We start from the raw sequence: 16,582 nt of genomic DNA on the forward strand, positions 1-16,582 counted from the left end.
GCGGTTTGCTACTGAAGGTAATTTTTTGAAACGGCGTGTTAGTACGTTGAGTTCTTCTTGTTATAATATAACGGAAATGTTTTTTAAGTGAGAAGTGGATGGCTAAGAGCGCCGTTTTTTTATTGATGTCTTGTGTATGTCTGTCGATACCGATTGATGCCTATGCCGCTTGGGATTGGGGGGATTTTGGTTATACACGCTTTCTTAACTGGGTAGTCTACGAGCAGGTGGATTTACATCGTCAGTTGGTGATGGCGGTGCAAAAGCTAAGTCGTAACGATAGTCCAGCGCTGCTATGGTCTTTAGTCTCCGGTAGCTTTATTTATGGCATTTTCCATGCAGCGGGGCCAGGTCACGGTAAAGCGGTTATTTCTTCTTATATGTTAGCCAGCCGAGCGCCACTGCGTCGTGCTATTGGTCTGTCTTTCTTGTGTGCGGCCGTACAAGGTTTGATGGCGGTGGCCTTGATTGTGGTGTTGGGGCAGATGTTTTCCCTAGTCGGAAAGGCCATGCAGATCAGTCAGTTTTTTGAGATCGCCAGTTTTGCTGCTGTGGGCTTGATTGGTGTCTGGATGTTGGTGCGTTTACTACGGGGTAAGTCCAGTTGTGGACACGATCATTCCCATGATCACGATGGTGAGCACAAAGGTTGTGGCGATCCGGTTTGTCAACATCATCATGGTGAAGTCAAGTCTGCTGAGCAGGTTGTGTTGGATGACCAAAAGGCGGATCGCCGTAGCATTTGGGCCATGGTAGGCGCCGTGGGGATCCGTCCGTGTACTGGTGCTGTGTTGGTGTTGGTGTTTTCCATGAGTGCAGGCATTTTTCACTGGGGGTTGGTGGCGACAGCGGCGATGTCTTTGGGAACGGCCATCACGGTGGCAGGGTTGGCGATCATTAGTGTTATGATACGCGACGGCAGTTTTGCCATTACAGGTACACAAGGCGTCTGGCAGAGGCGGTTGTCCGTTAGCTTTGGGTATTTTGCGGCAATTGCATTAATTATTATCAGTATTTCCATGATTTGGACGTACGCAAGCTATGCAGGAAGGCCTTTTTAATGAGTGAAAAACACAATCATCCTAAGGATGAAGAGCATCACGATCATGACCATTGTGTTGAATCGGCGCTGCAGACGGCGGAAGCATTGTGTCTGGAACAAGGGCAACGTTTAACCAAGGTGCGTCGTCGGGCATTGGAATTGATCTGGGAAAGTCACCGCCCGCTAGGGGCGTATCAGTTATTGGCAAAATTGGCGGAAGAGGGATTTAATTCGGCTCCACCGACAGTCTACCGTGCGTTGGACTTTTTACTCGGTGCAGGTTTAATCCACAAGGTGGAGTCTATGAATGCCTATTTGGGGTGTGCCCATGCGGACAGAGCCCATAAAGGGTATTTTTTGATTTGCGACGAATGCCACAATGTCATGGAGTTCGATTATCAAGATATTCACGCCTCATTGATCGATAAAGCCAAAAAACAAGGCTTTGAATTACGTGCGGAAACCATTGAGTTAACGGGGTTATGCGCCGCCTGTAAAAGTGCGGGTGAAGCTGCCAAAAAAGTCGCTAAGGATAAGTCGTGAGTATCCGTTTAGTCTCGTTCGAAAATATCGGTATTACGTTTGATCAGCGTATTTTATTGTCCAATATTGATATGACCATAGACGAGGGGGAGATAGTCACCCTGATTGGCCCGAATGGCAGTGGCAAAAGTACCTTGATTCGTACTTTGCTGGGGTTGCAAGCGCCGACCTCTGGTAAAGTGATACGTAATAAAGCATTACGCATTGGCTATATGCCACAGAAGTTGCATATTGATCCCACTCTCCCCCTGACGGTGAAGCACTTTTTGGCGCTGGTTCGTAACGTTAATAAGCGTGATATTTTACCGACACTGGAAAAGGTCGGCGTTGAGTATTTGCTGGATTCACAAGTACATGTGCTGTCAGGCGGAGAAACGCAGCGGGTATTATTGGCGCGTGCTTTATTAAGTCGTCCGAATTTATTGGTATTAGATGAACCAGTACAAGGTGTGGACGTGAATGGCCAGGTGGCGCTTTATAACTTGATAGAAAATATCCGCAATGAGTTGCATTGTGCTGTACTGATGGTGTCCCACGATTTGCATTTAGTCATGGCCAAAACCGATACAGTGGTGTGCATTAATCAGCATGTATGCTGCTCGGGTACGCCTCAACAGGTAACTGGACACCCCGCTTATCAGGCTTTATTTGGCATTCCTGGAGCCGAAGAGTCCATCGCCATTTATGCCCATCAACACGACCATGTTCATGATAAGCATGGCGACGTACTCGACGCCGATACCTCGCAGGAGGGTGATCACCAGGATCACGCCCATTGCTCCCACCATTAATGTCTTTATATCTATGTGTCGTTTTCTACGTGCCAGTTTGGAGTATTCTGTAATATGATGGATTTTTTAATCAGAGCCTTAGTCGGGGGGCTGGGCGTCGCGGCGGTAGCAGGGCCATTAGGCTCCTTTGTGGTATGGCGACGTATGGCGTATTTTGGAGATACGCTTGCCCATTCGGCCTTGCTAGGGGTGGCGCTGGGCTTTTTGCTGAATGTTAATTTGAACCTGGCTATTATCGTTTTATGTGTGGGTCTGGCTGCTGTTTTGGTAACGTTGCAAAAAAAACACATCATTGCCACGGATACCTTGTTGGGGATTCTCGCCCACTCTTCTCTTTCTCTTGGTCTGGTGGCGGTGAGCTTTCTCGATAATATCCGCATCGATTTAATGGCGTATTTATTTGGCGATTTGCTGGCGATTAGTCAGACCGATTTGTATTGGGTGTATGGTGGTGGTTTGCTCGTTATTGCTTTACTGGTGGCTTTTTGGAAGCCATTATTAGCCATGACGGTGAACGAAGAGTTAGCAAAAGTGGAAGGCTATCCAGTGGAATCGATCCGGCTGCTTCTGATGTTGCTGGTGGCGCTGGTCATTGCGGTGGCGATGAAAATCGTAGGGGTGTTGCTGATCACCTCTTTGATGATCATTCCCGCTGCGACCGCTCGCAAGGTGTCTGGTACGCCGATTCAAATGGCGGTAATTGCTAGCTTTATTGGTTGTTTGTCCGTATGTGGTGGCTTGTGGGCATCTTATCATTGGGATACCCCAACCGGACCCAGTGTGGTGGTGTGTGCTGCCATGTTGTTTTTGATTACTTATAGTTTACCGTTTAGACGGCGTTAGTGAGTGGTATACTTTTTTCATCGATAAACAATGGCGTTAAAAAATGAAAGATCTAAAAGACACTGTCTGTGTCGAACCAGTAACGCCTCCAAAGATGGGGCGTACAAAAAGATTGGCTTTTCAGATCATCGCCGTCTTGAGCTTGATTATGGCGTTTGTTGGTATTTTGGTGCCTGGTATTCCTGCCACTGAGTTTATTTTGTTGTGTGCTTGGTCTTCTGCTAAAGCATCGCCGCGTATTTATCGATTTTTGCATGAAAACCGTTTTACGGGCCCTCTGTTGTATAACTGGCATCATGGACGCGTCGTCTCTAGAAAAAGTAAAATCGCTGCCACCATTAGTATGCTGGTCTGCGCTATTTTATTGTTACTAAGTGCCTTGCATCCCTTACTGATTGCGTTGTGTATCGGGTGTATGTTGTGCGCCAATATATGGATATGGTCTCGTCCCGAATCCGTAAAAAAGGCGACTGTTTAGCTTGGCGGTTATTTCGTATTGTTTCTACCATTAATGACATTAAATACTGAATGAGACAAAAAATGGCCGTTACCTTGAATGAAAAAGATCAACACTCCCTCGCTAAATGTTTAAAACTGTCTACTCGAGAGGATCACGATGGGGTAGACCAGATGGTGATGTCCTCTGAACCCTTCGCCAGCCAAGAAAATTATGCGAAGTTTCTAACGCTGCAGTATCTTTTTCATCTTAGTGTTGCCCCTTTGTATCAGCATGAACCATTGCAAGCCATGCTACCAGGGCTTAGTACATTATCGCGTTTGGCCGCAGTCGAAGCGGATTTGGCGGATCTTGGCTTAACTCCGCAGGTTGATGTCAGTATGGTGGCGAGAGTGGATGATGTATACGAGGCCATTGGTTGGTTATATTGCAGCGAAGGGTCGAACATCGGCGCCGCTTTTTTGTATAAAGAAACGCAAAAACTCTACTATGATAAAGATCATGGTGCACGGCACTTAGCGTCGCCCATTGAAGGTCGAGCCCTCCATTGGCGCCAATTTGTCGTGAAGTTGGATGCTCTGGAACTGACTGATGAGCAATCCCATCGTGTGTTAAAAGGCGCTGTTGACGCCTTTGATTTTTATAAAACCACATTACGACGTATTTTCTAATAGGTCCGCTCAAATGGGGCTGGAAACTTTACAGTGTCTCAGTCGGTTTGCTCATCACCAAACGCAAGAATCGATCTCCATGTTTACCCTTCCTATGTCGAAGCATTACGCTTTGTTAATCCAATGATCCACAGAGAGCTTACCTGCTCCTTTTAGCATCAGCAGTAGGGTAAGAGCTAACCAAGTGGCATGGGTTGGGTAAGCGTCTGGGTAGACGAAAATCTCAATCACCAGAGTCATAAAGGCCAAGCCAAATGCCGCTAAACGCGTAAATAAGCCGAATAAAATCAAGGTCGACAAAATATGCTCTGCCAAGGCCGCCATCACAGCGGCAACCACAGGGGCGAGCAGTGGCAGCTTGTAATCGTTCTCGAATAAATAAATCGCGGTGTCCGACAGGTGTGGCCAGCCTAGATGTATGTGTCCACTGATAATGTCTAAGGAGAATCCTTCGATTTTAGTCTGACCGGATTTCCAGAATACCGCAGCGATACCAAAGCGGGCTATGAACAAAATCACGGACTCCGGAATCAGATGAAACAGACTCTCACTTCTAGATAGTATGAAACGCACCATAGTGTTTTCCTTATTCTTCTTGTTGGTGAATGGCTGGTGGTTGGTTCGAAATGCGGCTAATTAGCTGCCACTCGATCAACTTGGCCAGCATGTTGCCTAGGTCAAAATCGGCTTCATCTGGAATAGCCTCTTCCAGTGATTTGTGCTGCAAGAGGTTCTTTAAAAAACAAGCTTCGCTAAAGCGGATAACATGCAGTTGTGCATAAAGAAACGATTTACATAAAAGTAAATACTCACTCTCATAAATATCCACGTCGTCTAAGCGTAATTTTCCATCGCTCTGATGGGCCTGATACAAGGAGCCAATGGCAAAGGGAGAGGCGAATAGTTGCGTACTGGAAGGTAAATTCAGATAAAGCGTACTGGGATCTTCAACCTTGGCAAACACCGTGACAACCTCTTCTCGAGTCAGTGTGTCGTGCTCGCTTTCGTGAGTCAGTGTGAGCAAATTGTGCTCCAATGCCGCAAGGTCGGCCAAAAAAGGCAGACTGTTAGCGGCTTCAAAACCTCGAATAAAGTCTGCAAAGTTCTGCCCGTACTCGTGCAAGATAGGCGAACTTGGGGGATGTTCAACAATGTAAGCCCGTGCCATGGCACGAAAGAAATCATCGCCCACTACAGAATGGGTAACCGGAAAAATGTCGCTCAGTGTTTCAATCAAAGAGACAAAGACATTGTTGCGATAGACGTTTAAGCGCGTTTCTTTTTCTGCTAAAGAGCCTGCTTTGATCTCGTTATAGAAGCGTGCGTCTTGGGAGAAAAGAGCGAATTTAAAGTGCGAGTTCATGATGCCTCTCCTGGATTACCGCCTGTCGAAGTTCATCCGCAAACTGAGCCTCTTTCATCAATTCGGTAATGGGCGGCAGATTACCGTCCCTTTCAATCAAGGTTGGAATATCGCCAGCCAGTCGCAGGGTGTGTTGGTAAAGCACCCAAACACTTTGGCTCACTGTGTCATCGTGACTGTCGATTTTCAGCGGAGTCTCTTGATTCGCATCCATGGTGTGACCTGCCAAGTGAATTTGGCCCACAGCGTTCATCGGAAAAGCGTCCAAATACTCGTAAGGATTTCCTCTACGATTAAAACAAGACACTTCTACGTTATTCACATCAAGTAAGAGGCCGCAGCCTGTACGGTTAGCGATGGTGCTCAAAAATTCGACTTCACTCATATCACTACGAGCGAATTCAAAGTAGGTGGAAGGATTCTCCAACAGTATAGGACGCTGTAAACGCTCTTGAACTTGATCGATGTGCTGGCAAACTCGATCCAGTGTTGTTTGATCATACGGCACAGGAAGTAAGTCATTCAAATAATGCGAATCATGGGACGACCACGCAAGGTGTTCGGAAAACACCTCTGGTTGAATCATCTCAACCAGTGTTGCGACGCGTTCTAAATGCTCTACATCTAAAGGGGATTCTCCACCAATGGATAATCCCACACCATGTACGGTAATCGGGTAATGTTCGCGGATTTGCGCGAGGAAGTGTGGCGCCGGACCCCCTTTACTCAGATAGTTTTCGGCGTGAATCTCAAAGAAACCTATCTCAGGAAAATCGGTCAAGATAGTCTGATAATAAATGGGTTTTAGACTGATACCAGTACGGGATAAAAAGCCCGAAGAGGCGCTTAGCGCGTCTTCGGCTTTGTTTGCTAAACAAGACATGAAAAAAGCTCCGGTGTCTGTTTAGAAGGCTTTTAACTGGCCGTGGCCAGTGGGAGAGGTAGACGATTTCATGTCCATGCAAGTGCCAGCTGGAACGAGTTTGAAGGCATTGCCTTGATCGTCCACCTTTGACGTTCCCGCACAGGTCGTGCCTGGGCCTGCTTTACAATCATTTTGGCCTGCCATAGCAACACCAAAGCATTTTTCTTTGCTAGCCGCTTGTGCTGGCATCGCAACGGCAGATAGGGCAACGGCAGTACCAAGGGCTAGTGCTAGAGTCGCTTTTGTGTTTTTCATGGGTGTATCCTCTTTTTTCGTTATTGGATTGTATAAACAAGGTGGGCGAATGGCCTTTCCTTGTGATGACATTCCTTTGTCGAAGTGAGGAAGGGATTTCTTACACAAAAACAGAAAAAAATATTAAAAAAATTATTCGTGTTTTGATTCTTTAACGTAACGCTTTGAAATAGTTCGTAATTCTTCTACTTGATGAGAAAAGCGTCGGCATGATACACAGATGGTGGTATGCACGCCTAAGGATACTTTTTCCTTGGTGTTCATTGGACGGTCAAGTTTTTCAGAAAGAAGTTGAGTAGCTTGTTTGCAATTCATGATGTTGGCTCCGCTGCGTACCAGTTGTCTTCTAAGCATTCACGTAAACGCAAACGCGCGCGGTAAAGAGTGACGTTGAGGTTAGTGATGGTCAGTTCCTCGTTGTAGCAGATCTCGCTGGTTTCCATTTCCAGAAACTCGCGCATCATAAACAAGCGACCATATTTTTCTGGCAAAGCGTTTAGGCAGGCATCAAACACGCGCCAGAAATGTTCGTTTTCCACGCCATGGTCCGGGTCATCCCATTTTCGTGGTCGCTCACTTTTCTGCCAATGGCCATTTTCCGTAAATAGTGTCTCGATCAACGCTTCGCCATTGATATTCGGGCCCTCTTCTAATTGGCTGGCGGCGGTATGGCGTTTTTCTTTGCGGAGTAAGTCGATCACCTTGTTTTTTAGGATGGAGAAGACCCAGGTTTTTAGTGCCGCTTGGCGCTCAAAGCGCTCAATATTTTGATAGGCGGAAATCATCGCTTCCTGTACGGCGTCTTCAGCAAGTTGCTCGTCGCGTACTTGTAGAAGGGCAAATTTTAGCATTTGCTGACGCAGTTCTTGGGTGAACTCGGCGTCAAAAAAAATGCCTATATTAGGAGACGGTGATGAGCCGGGTGAGGTGCTAGCGTTTGTCATGTAAGCCTCTGCTTGTCGTTTATCCTAGTTTAGACGTCAATAGTAGAGTTTTTCTTACACACATTAGGAATATTTTTTATTAAAATAAAAAAAGCCCTTATTCATTAAGGGCTTTAAAGGCTTCTTTAATTTTTTTCTGACTGTAAGGTGGTGCAATGCTGCCAGCAAATTGTCCTTTAGGGTTCACCAATAAGAGCAGTCCTTGGCTTTCGTGATAGCCTTCTTTTTCCGTGATGAGGGCGATTTGTTTATACAAAGGAGAAAAAGGGCGAATAACCACCTGACCACTTTGTTCGAAAGCCATGGATTCACCTTGGCAGATAGCATCACAAATAGTCGGTTGCAGTAGCAAGCCAAACCAGCTGCCAATATTTGCCCCAGGCTTGCCCTTTAAGGAAGGTAAAGCATATGGCTCAGGCAGCAAGGTAATATCAAGGGCCGCTTGTTGTGGTTTGGATAAATGAGGTTCTTCTGAATAAAACCGATAATGTGCGCTGATCTGCCAAATAATGAAAATACCGAGACACAGAGAACCTAGCCAGATGAAATTGGAGCGTTTCATTCTTGATGACCTGATGTTAATTGTGCGGCTTCGGCTAAGTACTCATCTTTGAGTTTGACATAGTTAAGGCCAGCGTATCGAAAGTATTCGATTTCTTTCGCGCTTAATGGGCGGGCTTGTTTGACAGGTGAACCCATATACAAAAAGCCAGACGCCAAACGTTTGCCTGGTGGTACCAAAGAGCCAGCACCAATGATCACTTCCTCTTCGATCACCGCGCCATCCAAAATGGTAGTACCCATTCCCACTAAAACCTTGTTGCCGATTTCACAACCGTGGAGCATCGACATATGGCCTACAGTGACATCGTCGCCAATGGTTAAAGGATGGCCTTCTGGTTTATAGGAACTGGCATGGGTAATGTGCAGACAAGAGTTGTCTTGAATGCTGGTTCTCGCGCCGATGCGAATACGATGCATGTCGCCTCGAATAGCGACCAAAGGCCAAACGGAGCTGTCTTCGCCAATTTCCACGTCGCCAATGATAACGGCGCTCTCGTCGACCCAAACGCGGTCCCCTAGTTGTGGTGTGTGGCCACGGAAAGATTTCATCACCATATCGCCTCTCTATTTTAATGGTTCTATGTGCAGTGCTTCTATGTGCAGTAAACGGGGACTATCAGAATGATAGCCTCTTAGATGTTGAAAAAAAGCACACAAGCCTTATGTTAGTTACTGTGACTGGTTATTGTTACATACGCAAACCTAGAGGTAACGACCAAGGTATCAATACCGTGTTGAAGTAGAGTCAAGATGCTCTTATAACTCATTGTCACTGCTTTTGGCCTATTTCCCCGTCTTGGTTTGAGACTTCGGCAAAGGTCTTATTTAATAACCAATCTACTGAAACGATTCTTCGTTAGTGATAAAAGGATAACATGATATGTCTCAATCTGTATGGGATGCCACCAGTTTACCCGTCTTTTCCGACTTGAAAGTGGAGAATATCGAGGCAGATTTAACGCAGTTACTAGAGCGTAACCAGAAAGCCATTGATGAGTGTGTGAAAGACAACACTCAGCCCACTTGGCAAAGCTTAGTGCTGCCATTAGACCAGCTTCACGACGATTTAAATAATTTTTGGTCTCCGATTAGCCACTTAAACTCCGTGAAAAATACGCCTGAGTTACGTCAGGCTTATAATGCCTGCTTGCCTAAGTTGACTCAGTTTTATACGGATTTAGGGCAAAACAAGGATCTTTACCAAGCTTATAAACGCTTAGCAGAAAGTGATGCGGCAAAAGAGTTAACACAAGCGCAGAGCGAAGCGCTCAAGCAAACCATTCGGGATTTCGAATTATCGGGTGTCGCCCTCGAAGGCGAAGCCAAAAAACGTTACGGCGAGATCAGTCAACGTTTGTCAGAGCTGAGCAGCCAGTTTGGCGAAAACGTCTTAGATGCGACGCAGGCGTGGAGCAAACTGATTACGGATGAAAGTGAGCTGTCAGGGCTACCAGAGTCGGCATTAGCGCAAGCGAAGCAAATGGCCGAAGCCAAAGAAAAAGACGGATGGTTATTCACTTTGGATTTCCCTTCTTACATCCCTGTGATGAGCTATGCAGACAACGCGCCGTTGCGCGAAGAAATGTATCGCGCTTTTGCGACTCGAGCATCAGACCAAGGAGGAGACATTAAATTCGATAACGCCCCTTTGATTGATGAAATTTTAGCGTTGCGTCATGAAATGGCACAAATCCTTGGTTTTGATAACTACGCTGAGTTGTCAGTGGCAACCAAGATGGCTGACAGTGGACAACAGGTTATCGACTTCTTAGAAGATCTAGCCCAAAAATCAAAAAGCTCGGCAGAACAAGATCTTGCACAATTAAAAGCCTTTGCCAAAGATGAAAATGGCGTGGAAGAATTGAACGCTTGGGACATGATGTACTATGCAGAAAAATTGCGTCAGCACCAGTATAGTATTTCTCAAGAAGTACTGCGTCCTTACTTCCCAATAAATAAGGTATTGTCAGGATTGTTTCACGTGGCACAAACCTTATTTGGCGTCGATATTCGAGAAGAAAAAGAATTTGATAGTTATAACAAGGACTTGCAATTATTTACTATCAGTAAAGCTGGTGAAGACATTGCCCGCTTTTACTTAGACCCTTATGCTCGCGAAGCAAAACGCGGCGGCGCTTGGATGGATGCTTGCCGTACGCGTCGTCGTTTGAGTGATAATCGTTTGCAGTTACCAGTGGCCTATTTAGTGTGTAACTTTACGCCACCGATTGGCGATAAACCTGCGTTGTTAACTCATGACGAGGTTACGACATTGTTCCATGAGTTTGGCCATGGCTTGCATCATATGTTGACCCAAGTGGACGTGTCATCCGTTTCTGGTATTAACGGTGTGGTATGGGACGCCGTTGAGCTGCCCAGTCAATTTATGGAAAACTGGTGTTACGAGCCCGAAGCTCTTGCTCATATTGCGGGTCATTACGAAACGGGTGAGCCATTGCCACAAGACTTGTTAGACAAAATGTTGGCCGCGAAGAATTTTCAATCAGGTATGCAGATGGTGCGCCAGCTGGAGTTCTCGTTATTCGACTTCCGTTTGCATAGGGAATATCAAAAAGGTATTTCTGTTCAATCTGTTATCGACGATGTCCGCCGTAAAGTGGCAGTAACGACGCCGCCGGAATTTAACCGCTTCCAAAATGGTTTTTCGCATATTTTTGCTGGTGGTTACGCTGCAGGTTACTACAGCTATAAATGGGCAGAAGTCTTATCGGCCGATGCCTTTTCGAAATTTGAAGAGGATGGCATCTTTAATCAAGATACGGGGGCGCGCTTCCGTGATACCATATTGGCTAATGGTGGTTCTCGTCCTGCGGCAGAGTTATTTGCTGAATTCCGTGGTCGTGAGCCAAGTACCGATGCCTTATTAAGACACAGTGGCATCGCGGCATAAATTTTCGTTCTGCAAGGAAGCAGAGCCTTACTTGACGATGGTCAGGCAAGGCTCTGTTTTTTTTATGGCGTCGCTCGCAGGCGTCACTTTTTAAAGGTGCTAGGGTTATGACAGTAAAACGCTTTATCGCAGGGGCGGTATGCCCTCGTTGTAATGAAATGGATAAAATTCGTGCATGGCGTGACGACGAAGAGGAAAAGCAATATCGTGAATGTGTTGCTTGTGGTTACACGGATGAGCAATCCACCTCAGTGCAGGCGCAGCCCACAGAGATTCCGACGCGTGTGAATACGCCTCATAGTAGTGCCCCGCAAGCGGATGAAATGGTGATTAACTTTATACCAAATCCTGACTCGACAAAGCATTAATCAAGAGTACAAAAAAGCGGATCGACTATATATAAAGTAACGTCATATAAAGTAACGTCATATAAAGTAACGTCGATCCGCTTTTTTGTGACGATTTTGACCACGATGTTAAATGACGAGACGAAACTAAGCCTTGGTTAACCACAGCAAACCCAATGGTTCAATCTGGCTCAAAGACGATAAATCAATCCGTTCATTGTCTAGCAAGTTCATTGCGCTTTTGTTGCCGATAAGTTCACCGAGTTTGGGAGCAATTGCTATAGGGTGTTCGCTAATATTGGCGATGACCAACAGAACATTATCACCGCTTTGTCGCTTGAAGGCGAAGAGGTGTTCACTGCCCAGAGAAATCAGTTCAAATGTCTTTGCGGCAAAAATGCCATTGGCTTTACGAATTTGAATCATCTCTCGAATCAATTGAGCGATTTTTCCCTGTGGGGTGTTGATATCCTCAGCAAGAGTGAAGTCGGCCTTAGTGAGTTTTTTACGATGTACCCAGCGGCTATCGTCTACTTTTGTTGGGTCGTTCAGATAATCGTTGTTGTTGAGCACACCAAGATCGTCCCCTTGATATAACAAGGGAATGCCTGGCATGGCAAAGTTGATGCCATTGAGTACTCGAATGCGTTTGATGGCGTGATCAAGCAGCAGTGGATCGTCAGCCGCAATGGCGTTTTCCACGCCTGCTAAGGATGCCAACGTACCGCATACACGGCAGTCACCATTGGCTGGGTTTTCTTGAAACGGCACGCCTGCGGCAAAAGAGCCGGGAAATTGTCCTGTATAGAATTGATTTAAAAAATGACGATGGCCGATGCCATCAATGCCAAGATGGTCTGAAATGGTGTCGTCCCACAACCAGCCAATGTCGTCATGGCAACGAAGATAATTGACCCAGGTTGTATGCTCTGGAATCTGAAAACTGCGTTCAAGGGATTGATATAACAAATTCGTTTGACGTGTTGCTAAACTTTCCCATAACAAGGCCATCATAAGAGGGTTGTAAGACAGCGTACACTCGTCGGTAGCGATGTATTTGTTTACTTCATCAGGGTGGACAATGGCTTCTGATTTAAACACGACGTGCGGTGCCGCAATGTCTAGACAGGCTTTAAAGGCTTTAATCAGATTATGTGCTTTGGGGAGATTCTCACATACGGTGCCTTTTTCTTTCCACACAAAGGCTAAGGCATCAAGCCGTAGCACATCACAGCCGTTTAGAATCAAGTGCAGCATTTCTTCTACAACCGCGACAAAAACGGCAGGATTGGAATAGTTAAGATCCCATTGAAATGAGTTAAAGGTTGTCCAAACGTGGCGATCTAATTCTGGTAAATAGGTAAAACTACCGCGACGAATTTGTGGAAATATTTCACGGACGGTTTGGTTGTATTCCATGGCGTCTTGCTCATCCATGAAATAGTAGTAGCCTTGGTATTCTTGATCGCCTGCTTTTGCAGCTTGTGCCCAGCGATGCTCGTCTGATGTGTGATTAAACACAAAGTCCAGCACCATACGAATGCCTTTTTTATGCAGTGCTGACGCTAGGTCTTTTAAATCTTTGTTCGTGCCCAGCTGAGGGGACACCGTGCGATAATCCGAAATGGCATACCCGCCGTCACTGTTTCCTTCTGGCGATAAATAAAGCGGCATGAGGTGCACATAATTCACCCCCAAAGATTCAAAATAAGGGATCTTTTCAATCAGAGAACCCAGGTCATCCGCCAGTAGATCCACGTAGACAGCAATACCAACATTTTGATTGGACTCGAACCAGAGTGTGGATTTGTCCTTGATTTGAGCAGGCCCCTTTCTTTTATGAAAATCAATAACGGATTGCAGTAATACCTTTAGATGATATTGCAGGTCAAAGCATTGTCCGTAGAGCGGAAAAAGTTGGCTGAACAGGGCTTGAAAGCCGTTTGTTAAACGCTGAATAAAAATGGCTTTTTTTTGTGGTGTGAGTTGGCTGAAATCGAGTTCGGCCAACAAGCGTTGCTGTGTTTTTTGTGCTTCAAACGTGATGTCCATATTAGTGCCTTATAAAGACGTGCTCGTAACAATGGCGAGAATAGATTTGTATGAATTAAATTAAAAGGTTTGGCGAGAGAGGGTTCGCTTCCACGAAAAAACAGCGCTCTACGTTTTCCAAACAGAAAACGTAGCTTAAAGGGATAGGAAGGGTCAATATGGGGGCTTTCTAAATACTGACTTAATTTTTTTAGGGCTCTGGTGACTATTTATTCTGCTTTATCGGCGTAGCCACTGCCAATGGCACGAAATGGCATGTCTAGTTCAAGCTCAGGCACCTGTAAACCTATCCAAGCGGGAAAGGTATTACTGTTTGGACCAGGGAAGACGACGTATTCATTGGCCCAAGGATAGCGTTTGACGGCGGCGGTTATTTTCGGGATTAGGCGTTGGGCTTTTTCTCCTTGAATAGATAAGATCTTCTCAGGCTTGGCGCCAAACCAATAACGATCAGGGGTGGTGGTTTGATACGTCTCTAAAGCAGGTAGACCTCGCTTTACTCGCCATCCCACGACCTCATAGACGGTATATTCCAAAGCATTTTTTTCTTTTACTGCGATCCAAGTGTGAACCGCAAACCAACCCCGCCAGCTGAATGCATCGGCGGCGTAAAACTCTATTATTGCCGCCTTGTTTTTCTTCGGGTCGGCTGCAAGACCGGCAGGCTCACGGCTGGCGGTGCGCCAATTATCACTAGAGCAGGCACTAATCAGTAAAGTGAACAACGTGATGGTCAATATTTTCATGCAGACTCCATTTATTTTTGATGTATCTATTGACTGATTATAGATCTTTTATGAAATATTGCGTTCGAGTTATTTCTTTAATAACACATAAGATATAAAAAATATAAATATCTTGTTCATATTGTGTGAATTTTTAAAGGAATGGCTAGATATTATTTGTACTGCCTCGGTTAATTTATCAGCAATTCTTCTTTTGTGCATAATATGTGTCTAATTAAATTAAAGGTGCGTTTTTTTCTTCAAAGATGAATAGAAAGAGATAGTGTCGGCAATGCTATTTTATTTTTTTTAACAGGTGCTATTATTTAAAACATGACATGAACAGGCGATCTTTTAAATTTATTTGATGTTCTTTTTAAAATCTATCGCCTCTTAAATATGGAATACCTTAGGAGGTAAATATGAATATGGTAACTAAAAGCGCATTAGCATTGTTTGCAGCGGCTTCTATCTCTTCTATCTCTTCTGTTGCGATGGCAGCACCTGGTGACGCTTCATACGGTTCTAAAGTAAAAGCGCAAGCGGATGTACAACAGCTAGAAAGTGAAATTCAGCAATTGGGTGCAACACCAAATCTAGGTGTGAATCTGAGCACAGCGAAAACAGTTAATACGCAAGCTAAACTGTTGAACACAGCGGCTGAAAATCTACAACTACAACTTAACGAAATTAAAAGCCAAAACCCTTAAGTTGTCGTTAAACAGTGATGGTTGCATCGGTTTATTTTGAGTAGATGCAACCCTTATTTATCAAGGGCAACTTATCAGGTTAGCTCAATATAATAAAGGTTCGGGCAGGTCATAAACCTGTTGGAACTCGATACAAAGGAGATGTTTTATGAATACTTTAACGAAAGTAGCATTAACTCTATTAGCAACGACTTCTTTTGCCACTGCGGCGTATGCTGCCCCAGGTGATGGTACATACGGTTCTGTTGTTAGAGCACAAGAGAAAGTCAATCATCTTGAGCAACAGCTTGAAAGCAGAGGTGTTAACGTTAATACCAGCATTGATATGAGTACCGTTCACACATTTCAAGATAAAGCAGCGGTATTAAATGCAAAAGCACAAGATCTGCAATTAGAATTGAATGAGCTTAAATCTCAAAATCCATAATCTACTAACAGTTTATGATTTAAAGAATTCGATTGAAAAAATAAAAAAGCCAGCACAAGCTGGCTTTTTTTATGTTTTTTAAATGATTAAAAAACTTGATGAATGTTAATTAATTATTTGATGTTTTATAAGTAAGTGTTTGTTGAATAAAAGTTGAAGAAACATATGGCGACATAAAAAACGCTGGATAAACCAGCGTTTTTTTATGTCTTATTTAGCACGAGTGAAAAGCTTATTTTATTTCAGTAATGAACTCTTCTTTTGGACGACGTACTTTTTTCAAGTTAACCAGCCAATCTCCTTCTTCTTCACGGTAACCGAGAGGAAGCAAAATAACCGAGCGTAGGCCACGGTCTTGTAAGCCTAATAGTGCATCGATCTCTTCGGGAACGAAACCTTCCATAGGTGTGCAGTCGACCTTTTCTTCCGCCGCTGCTATCAGGGCAGTGCCAAGGCCAATATACGCTTGGCGAGCGGCATGTTCATAATTCACCTTTTTGTCACGAGGAGGGTAACTGCTAAGTATCATTTGGCGATAGTTTTCCCAGCCTTCGCTGACGAATCCACGTTCCTCGTTAACCAGGTCGAACATTTTGTTAATACGCTCTTCTGTGTAATTGTCCCAAGCCGCAAAGACCAGCAAATGAGAGCAATCTGTCAACTGTGCCTGGTTCCAGGCATGGGGTACCATTTTTTCACGCAGCTCTTTATTGGTCACAACAAACACTTCATAGGGCTGGAGGCCGCTTGAAGTTGCTGTTAGACGAATGGCTTCAAGAATACGGTCTACCTTTTCTTGTGGTACCGATTTTTCAGGGCTCATTTTCTTAGTCGCGTAGCGCCACGACAGTTGCTCTAATAAGTTCGACATTTCGGAATTCCTCGATATGTAAGTCTACCCACTATATGAGGTCTATGATGACGAACTTCAAGGCGACTATGAAGACGAATTTTAGCGATAGCTTTGAAACAGAATGAACAATCGTTCGGTTCTTGGCAAAATTCTGTTGAC

At 44.9% G+C, this 16,582-nt stretch carries 21 protein-coding genes; 10 read left to right on the forward strand and 11 right to left on the reverse strand.

The window, feature by feature from the left end; translation table 11 throughout:
- The first annotated feature begins 98 nt into the window (after nucleotides 1-98).
- The 6 genes from AC0VYG_RS01315 (at nucleotide 99) to AC0VYG_RS01340 (ending at nucleotide 4,347) form a co-directional block, all read left to right on the forward strand.
- Nucleotides 99-1,061, forward strand: a complete 963-nt coding sequence (locus AC0VYG_RS01315; RefSeq protein ID WP_475430555.1) for a nickel/cobalt transporter — start codon at nucleotides 99-101, stop codon at nucleotides 1,059-1,061.
- On the forward strand, nucleotides 1,061-1,585 hold the full coding sequence (locus AC0VYG_RS01320) for a Fur family transcriptional regulator (protein WP_475430556.1): 525 nt from the start codon (nucleotides 1,061-1,063) through the stop codon (nucleotides 1,583-1,585). Before AC0VYG_RS01315 ends, AC0VYG_RS01320 begins: the two co-directional genes overlap by 1 nt.
- Nucleotides 1,582-2,376 carry a zinc ABC transporter ATP-binding protein ZnuC gene (gene znuC / locus AC0VYG_RS01325; protein WP_475430557.1) on the forward strand — a complete coding sequence of 265 codons (795 nt, stop codon included), beginning with the start codon at nucleotides 1,582-1,584 and terminating at the stop codon, nucleotides 2,374-2,376. The genes AC0VYG_RS01320 and znuC overlap by 4 nt, the downstream gene beginning before the upstream one ends.
- 54 nt (nucleotides 2,377-2,430) lie before the next feature.
- Entirely contained in the window at nucleotides 2,431-3,219 is a 789-nt protein-coding gene (gene znuB, locus AC0VYG_RS01330) for a zinc ABC transporter permease subunit ZnuB (protein WP_475430558.1), read from the forward strand.
- Nucleotides 3,220-3,262: 43 nt separating this feature from the next.
- Nucleotides 3,263-3,697, forward strand: a complete 435-nt coding sequence (locus tag AC0VYG_RS01335; protein ID WP_475430559.1) for a YbaN family protein — start codon at nucleotides 3,263-3,265, stop codon at nucleotides 3,695-3,697.
- A gap of 62 nt (nucleotides 3,698-3,759) precedes the next feature.
- A complete protein-coding gene (locus AC0VYG_RS01340; RefSeq protein ID WP_475430560.1) occupies nucleotides 3,760-4,347 on the forward strand; it encodes a biliverdin-producing heme oxygenase in 588 nt (195 codons plus the stop codon).
- Nucleotides 4,348-4,452: 105 nt separating this feature from the next.
- On the opposite strand, the gene AC0VYG_RS01345 is transcribed toward AC0VYG_RS01340, so the two are convergent.
- The 8 genes from AC0VYG_RS01345 to AC0VYG_RS01380 form a co-directional block, all read right to left on the reverse strand.
- A complete protein-coding gene (locus tag AC0VYG_RS01345) occupies nucleotides 4,453-4,923 on the reverse strand; it encodes a DoxX family protein (RefSeq protein WP_475430561.1) in 471 nt (156 codons plus the stop codon).
- Nucleotides 4,924-4,933: 10 nt separating this feature from the next.
- A complete protein-coding gene (locus tag AC0VYG_RS01350; RefSeq protein ID WP_475430562.1) occupies nucleotides 4,934-5,710 on the reverse strand; it encodes an HvfC/BufC family peptide modification chaperone in 777 nt (258 codons plus the stop codon).
- The gene (gene bufB, locus AC0VYG_RS01355; protein WP_475430563.1) at nucleotides 5,694-6,593 is read right to left on the reverse strand and encodes an MNIO family bufferin maturase; all 900 of its coding nucleotides are present in this window, start codon (nucleotides 6,591-6,593) and stop codon (nucleotides 5,694-5,696) included. The genes AC0VYG_RS01350 and bufB overlap by 17 nt, the downstream gene beginning before the upstream one ends.
- 21 nt (nucleotides 6,594-6,614) lie before the next feature.
- Nucleotides 6,615-6,890: a BufA1 family periplasmic bufferin-type metallophore gene (locus AC0VYG_RS01360; RefSeq protein ID WP_199475483.1), complete on the reverse strand. Its 276-nt coding sequence runs from the start codon at nucleotides 6,888-6,890 to the stop codon at nucleotides 6,615-6,617.
- Between the two features lie 132 nt (nucleotides 6,891-7,022).
- Entirely contained in the window at nucleotides 7,023-7,244 is a 222-nt protein-coding gene (locus AC0VYG_RS01365; RefSeq protein ID WP_475430564.1) for an anti-sigma factor family protein, read from the reverse strand.
- Complete coding sequence (locus AC0VYG_RS01370; protein ID WP_475430565.1) at nucleotides 7,202-7,834, reverse strand: RNA polymerase factor sigma-70; 633 nt, start codon at nucleotides 7,832-7,834, stop codon at nucleotides 7,202-7,204. Before AC0VYG_RS01370 ends, AC0VYG_RS01365 begins: the two co-directional genes overlap by 43 nt.
- Before the next feature lie 97 nt (nucleotides 7,835-7,931).
- A complete protein-coding gene (locus AC0VYG_RS01375; protein ID WP_475430566.1) occupies nucleotides 7,932-8,396 on the reverse strand; it encodes a hypothetical protein in 465 nt (154 codons plus the stop codon).
- Nucleotides 8,393-8,953, reverse strand: a complete 561-nt coding sequence (locus tag AC0VYG_RS01380; protein ID WP_475430567.1) for a gamma carbonic anhydrase family protein — start codon at nucleotides 8,951-8,953, stop codon at nucleotides 8,393-8,395. Before AC0VYG_RS01380 ends, AC0VYG_RS01375 begins: the two co-directional genes overlap by 4 nt.
- Before the next feature lie 325 nt (nucleotides 8,954-9,278).
- Between AC0VYG_RS01380 and prlC the strand changes: the two genes are divergently transcribed.
- A complete protein-coding gene (gene prlC / locus AC0VYG_RS01385) occupies nucleotides 9,279-11,309 on the forward strand; it encodes an oligopeptidase A (RefSeq protein ID WP_475430568.1) in 2,031 nt (676 codons plus the stop codon).
- A 107-nt stretch (nucleotides 11,310-11,416) separates the two neighbouring features.
- On the forward strand, nucleotides 11,417-11,677 hold the full coding sequence (locus tag AC0VYG_RS01390; RefSeq protein ID WP_475430569.1) for a YheV family putative zinc ribbon protein: 261 nt from the start codon (nucleotides 11,417-11,419) through the stop codon (nucleotides 11,675-11,677).
- A gap of 126 nt (nucleotides 11,678-11,803) precedes the next feature.
- Here AC0VYG_RS01390 and AC0VYG_RS01395 read toward each other — a convergent pair whose 3' ends face one another.
- Together AC0VYG_RS01395 and AC0VYG_RS01400 are read right to left on the reverse strand one after the other, a co-directional pair.
- Nucleotides 11,804-13,708: an alpha-amylase family protein gene (locus tag AC0VYG_RS01395; protein ID WP_475430570.1), complete on the reverse strand. Its 1,905-nt coding sequence runs from the start codon at nucleotides 13,706-13,708 to the stop codon at nucleotides 11,804-11,806.
- A 209-nt stretch (nucleotides 13,709-13,917) separates the two neighbouring features.
- A complete protein-coding gene (locus AC0VYG_RS01400; RefSeq protein WP_475430571.1) occupies nucleotides 13,918-14,454 on the reverse strand; it encodes a DUF3750 domain-containing protein in 537 nt (178 codons plus the stop codon).
- 401 nt (nucleotides 14,455-14,855) lie between these two features.
- Here AC0VYG_RS01400 and AC0VYG_RS01405 point away from each other — a divergent pair, with 401 nt between their 5' ends.
- Nucleotides 14,856-15,143: a hypothetical protein gene (locus tag AC0VYG_RS01405; protein ID WP_475430572.1), complete on the forward strand. Its 288-nt coding sequence runs from the start codon at nucleotides 14,856-14,858 to the stop codon at nucleotides 15,141-15,143.
- A gap of 148 nt (nucleotides 15,144-15,291) precedes the next feature.
- The gene (locus AC0VYG_RS01410; RefSeq protein WP_475430573.1) at nucleotides 15,292-15,570 is read left to right on the forward strand and encodes a hypothetical protein; all 279 of its coding nucleotides are present in this window, start codon (nucleotides 15,292-15,294) and stop codon (nucleotides 15,568-15,570) included.
- Between the two features lie 232 nt (nucleotides 15,571-15,802).
- On the opposite strand, the gene AC0VYG_RS01415 is transcribed toward AC0VYG_RS01410, so the two are convergent.
- Nucleotides 15,803-16,441, reverse strand: a complete 639-nt coding sequence (locus tag AC0VYG_RS01415; protein ID WP_475430574.1) for an NAD(P)H-dependent oxidoreductase — start codon at nucleotides 16,439-16,441, stop codon at nucleotides 15,803-15,805.
- Nucleotides 16,442-16,582: the final 141 nt, after the last annotated feature.

The organism is Marinomonas sp. 63XJN7_7_ISO-PGPR-S23-202, from assembly GCF_056173505.1.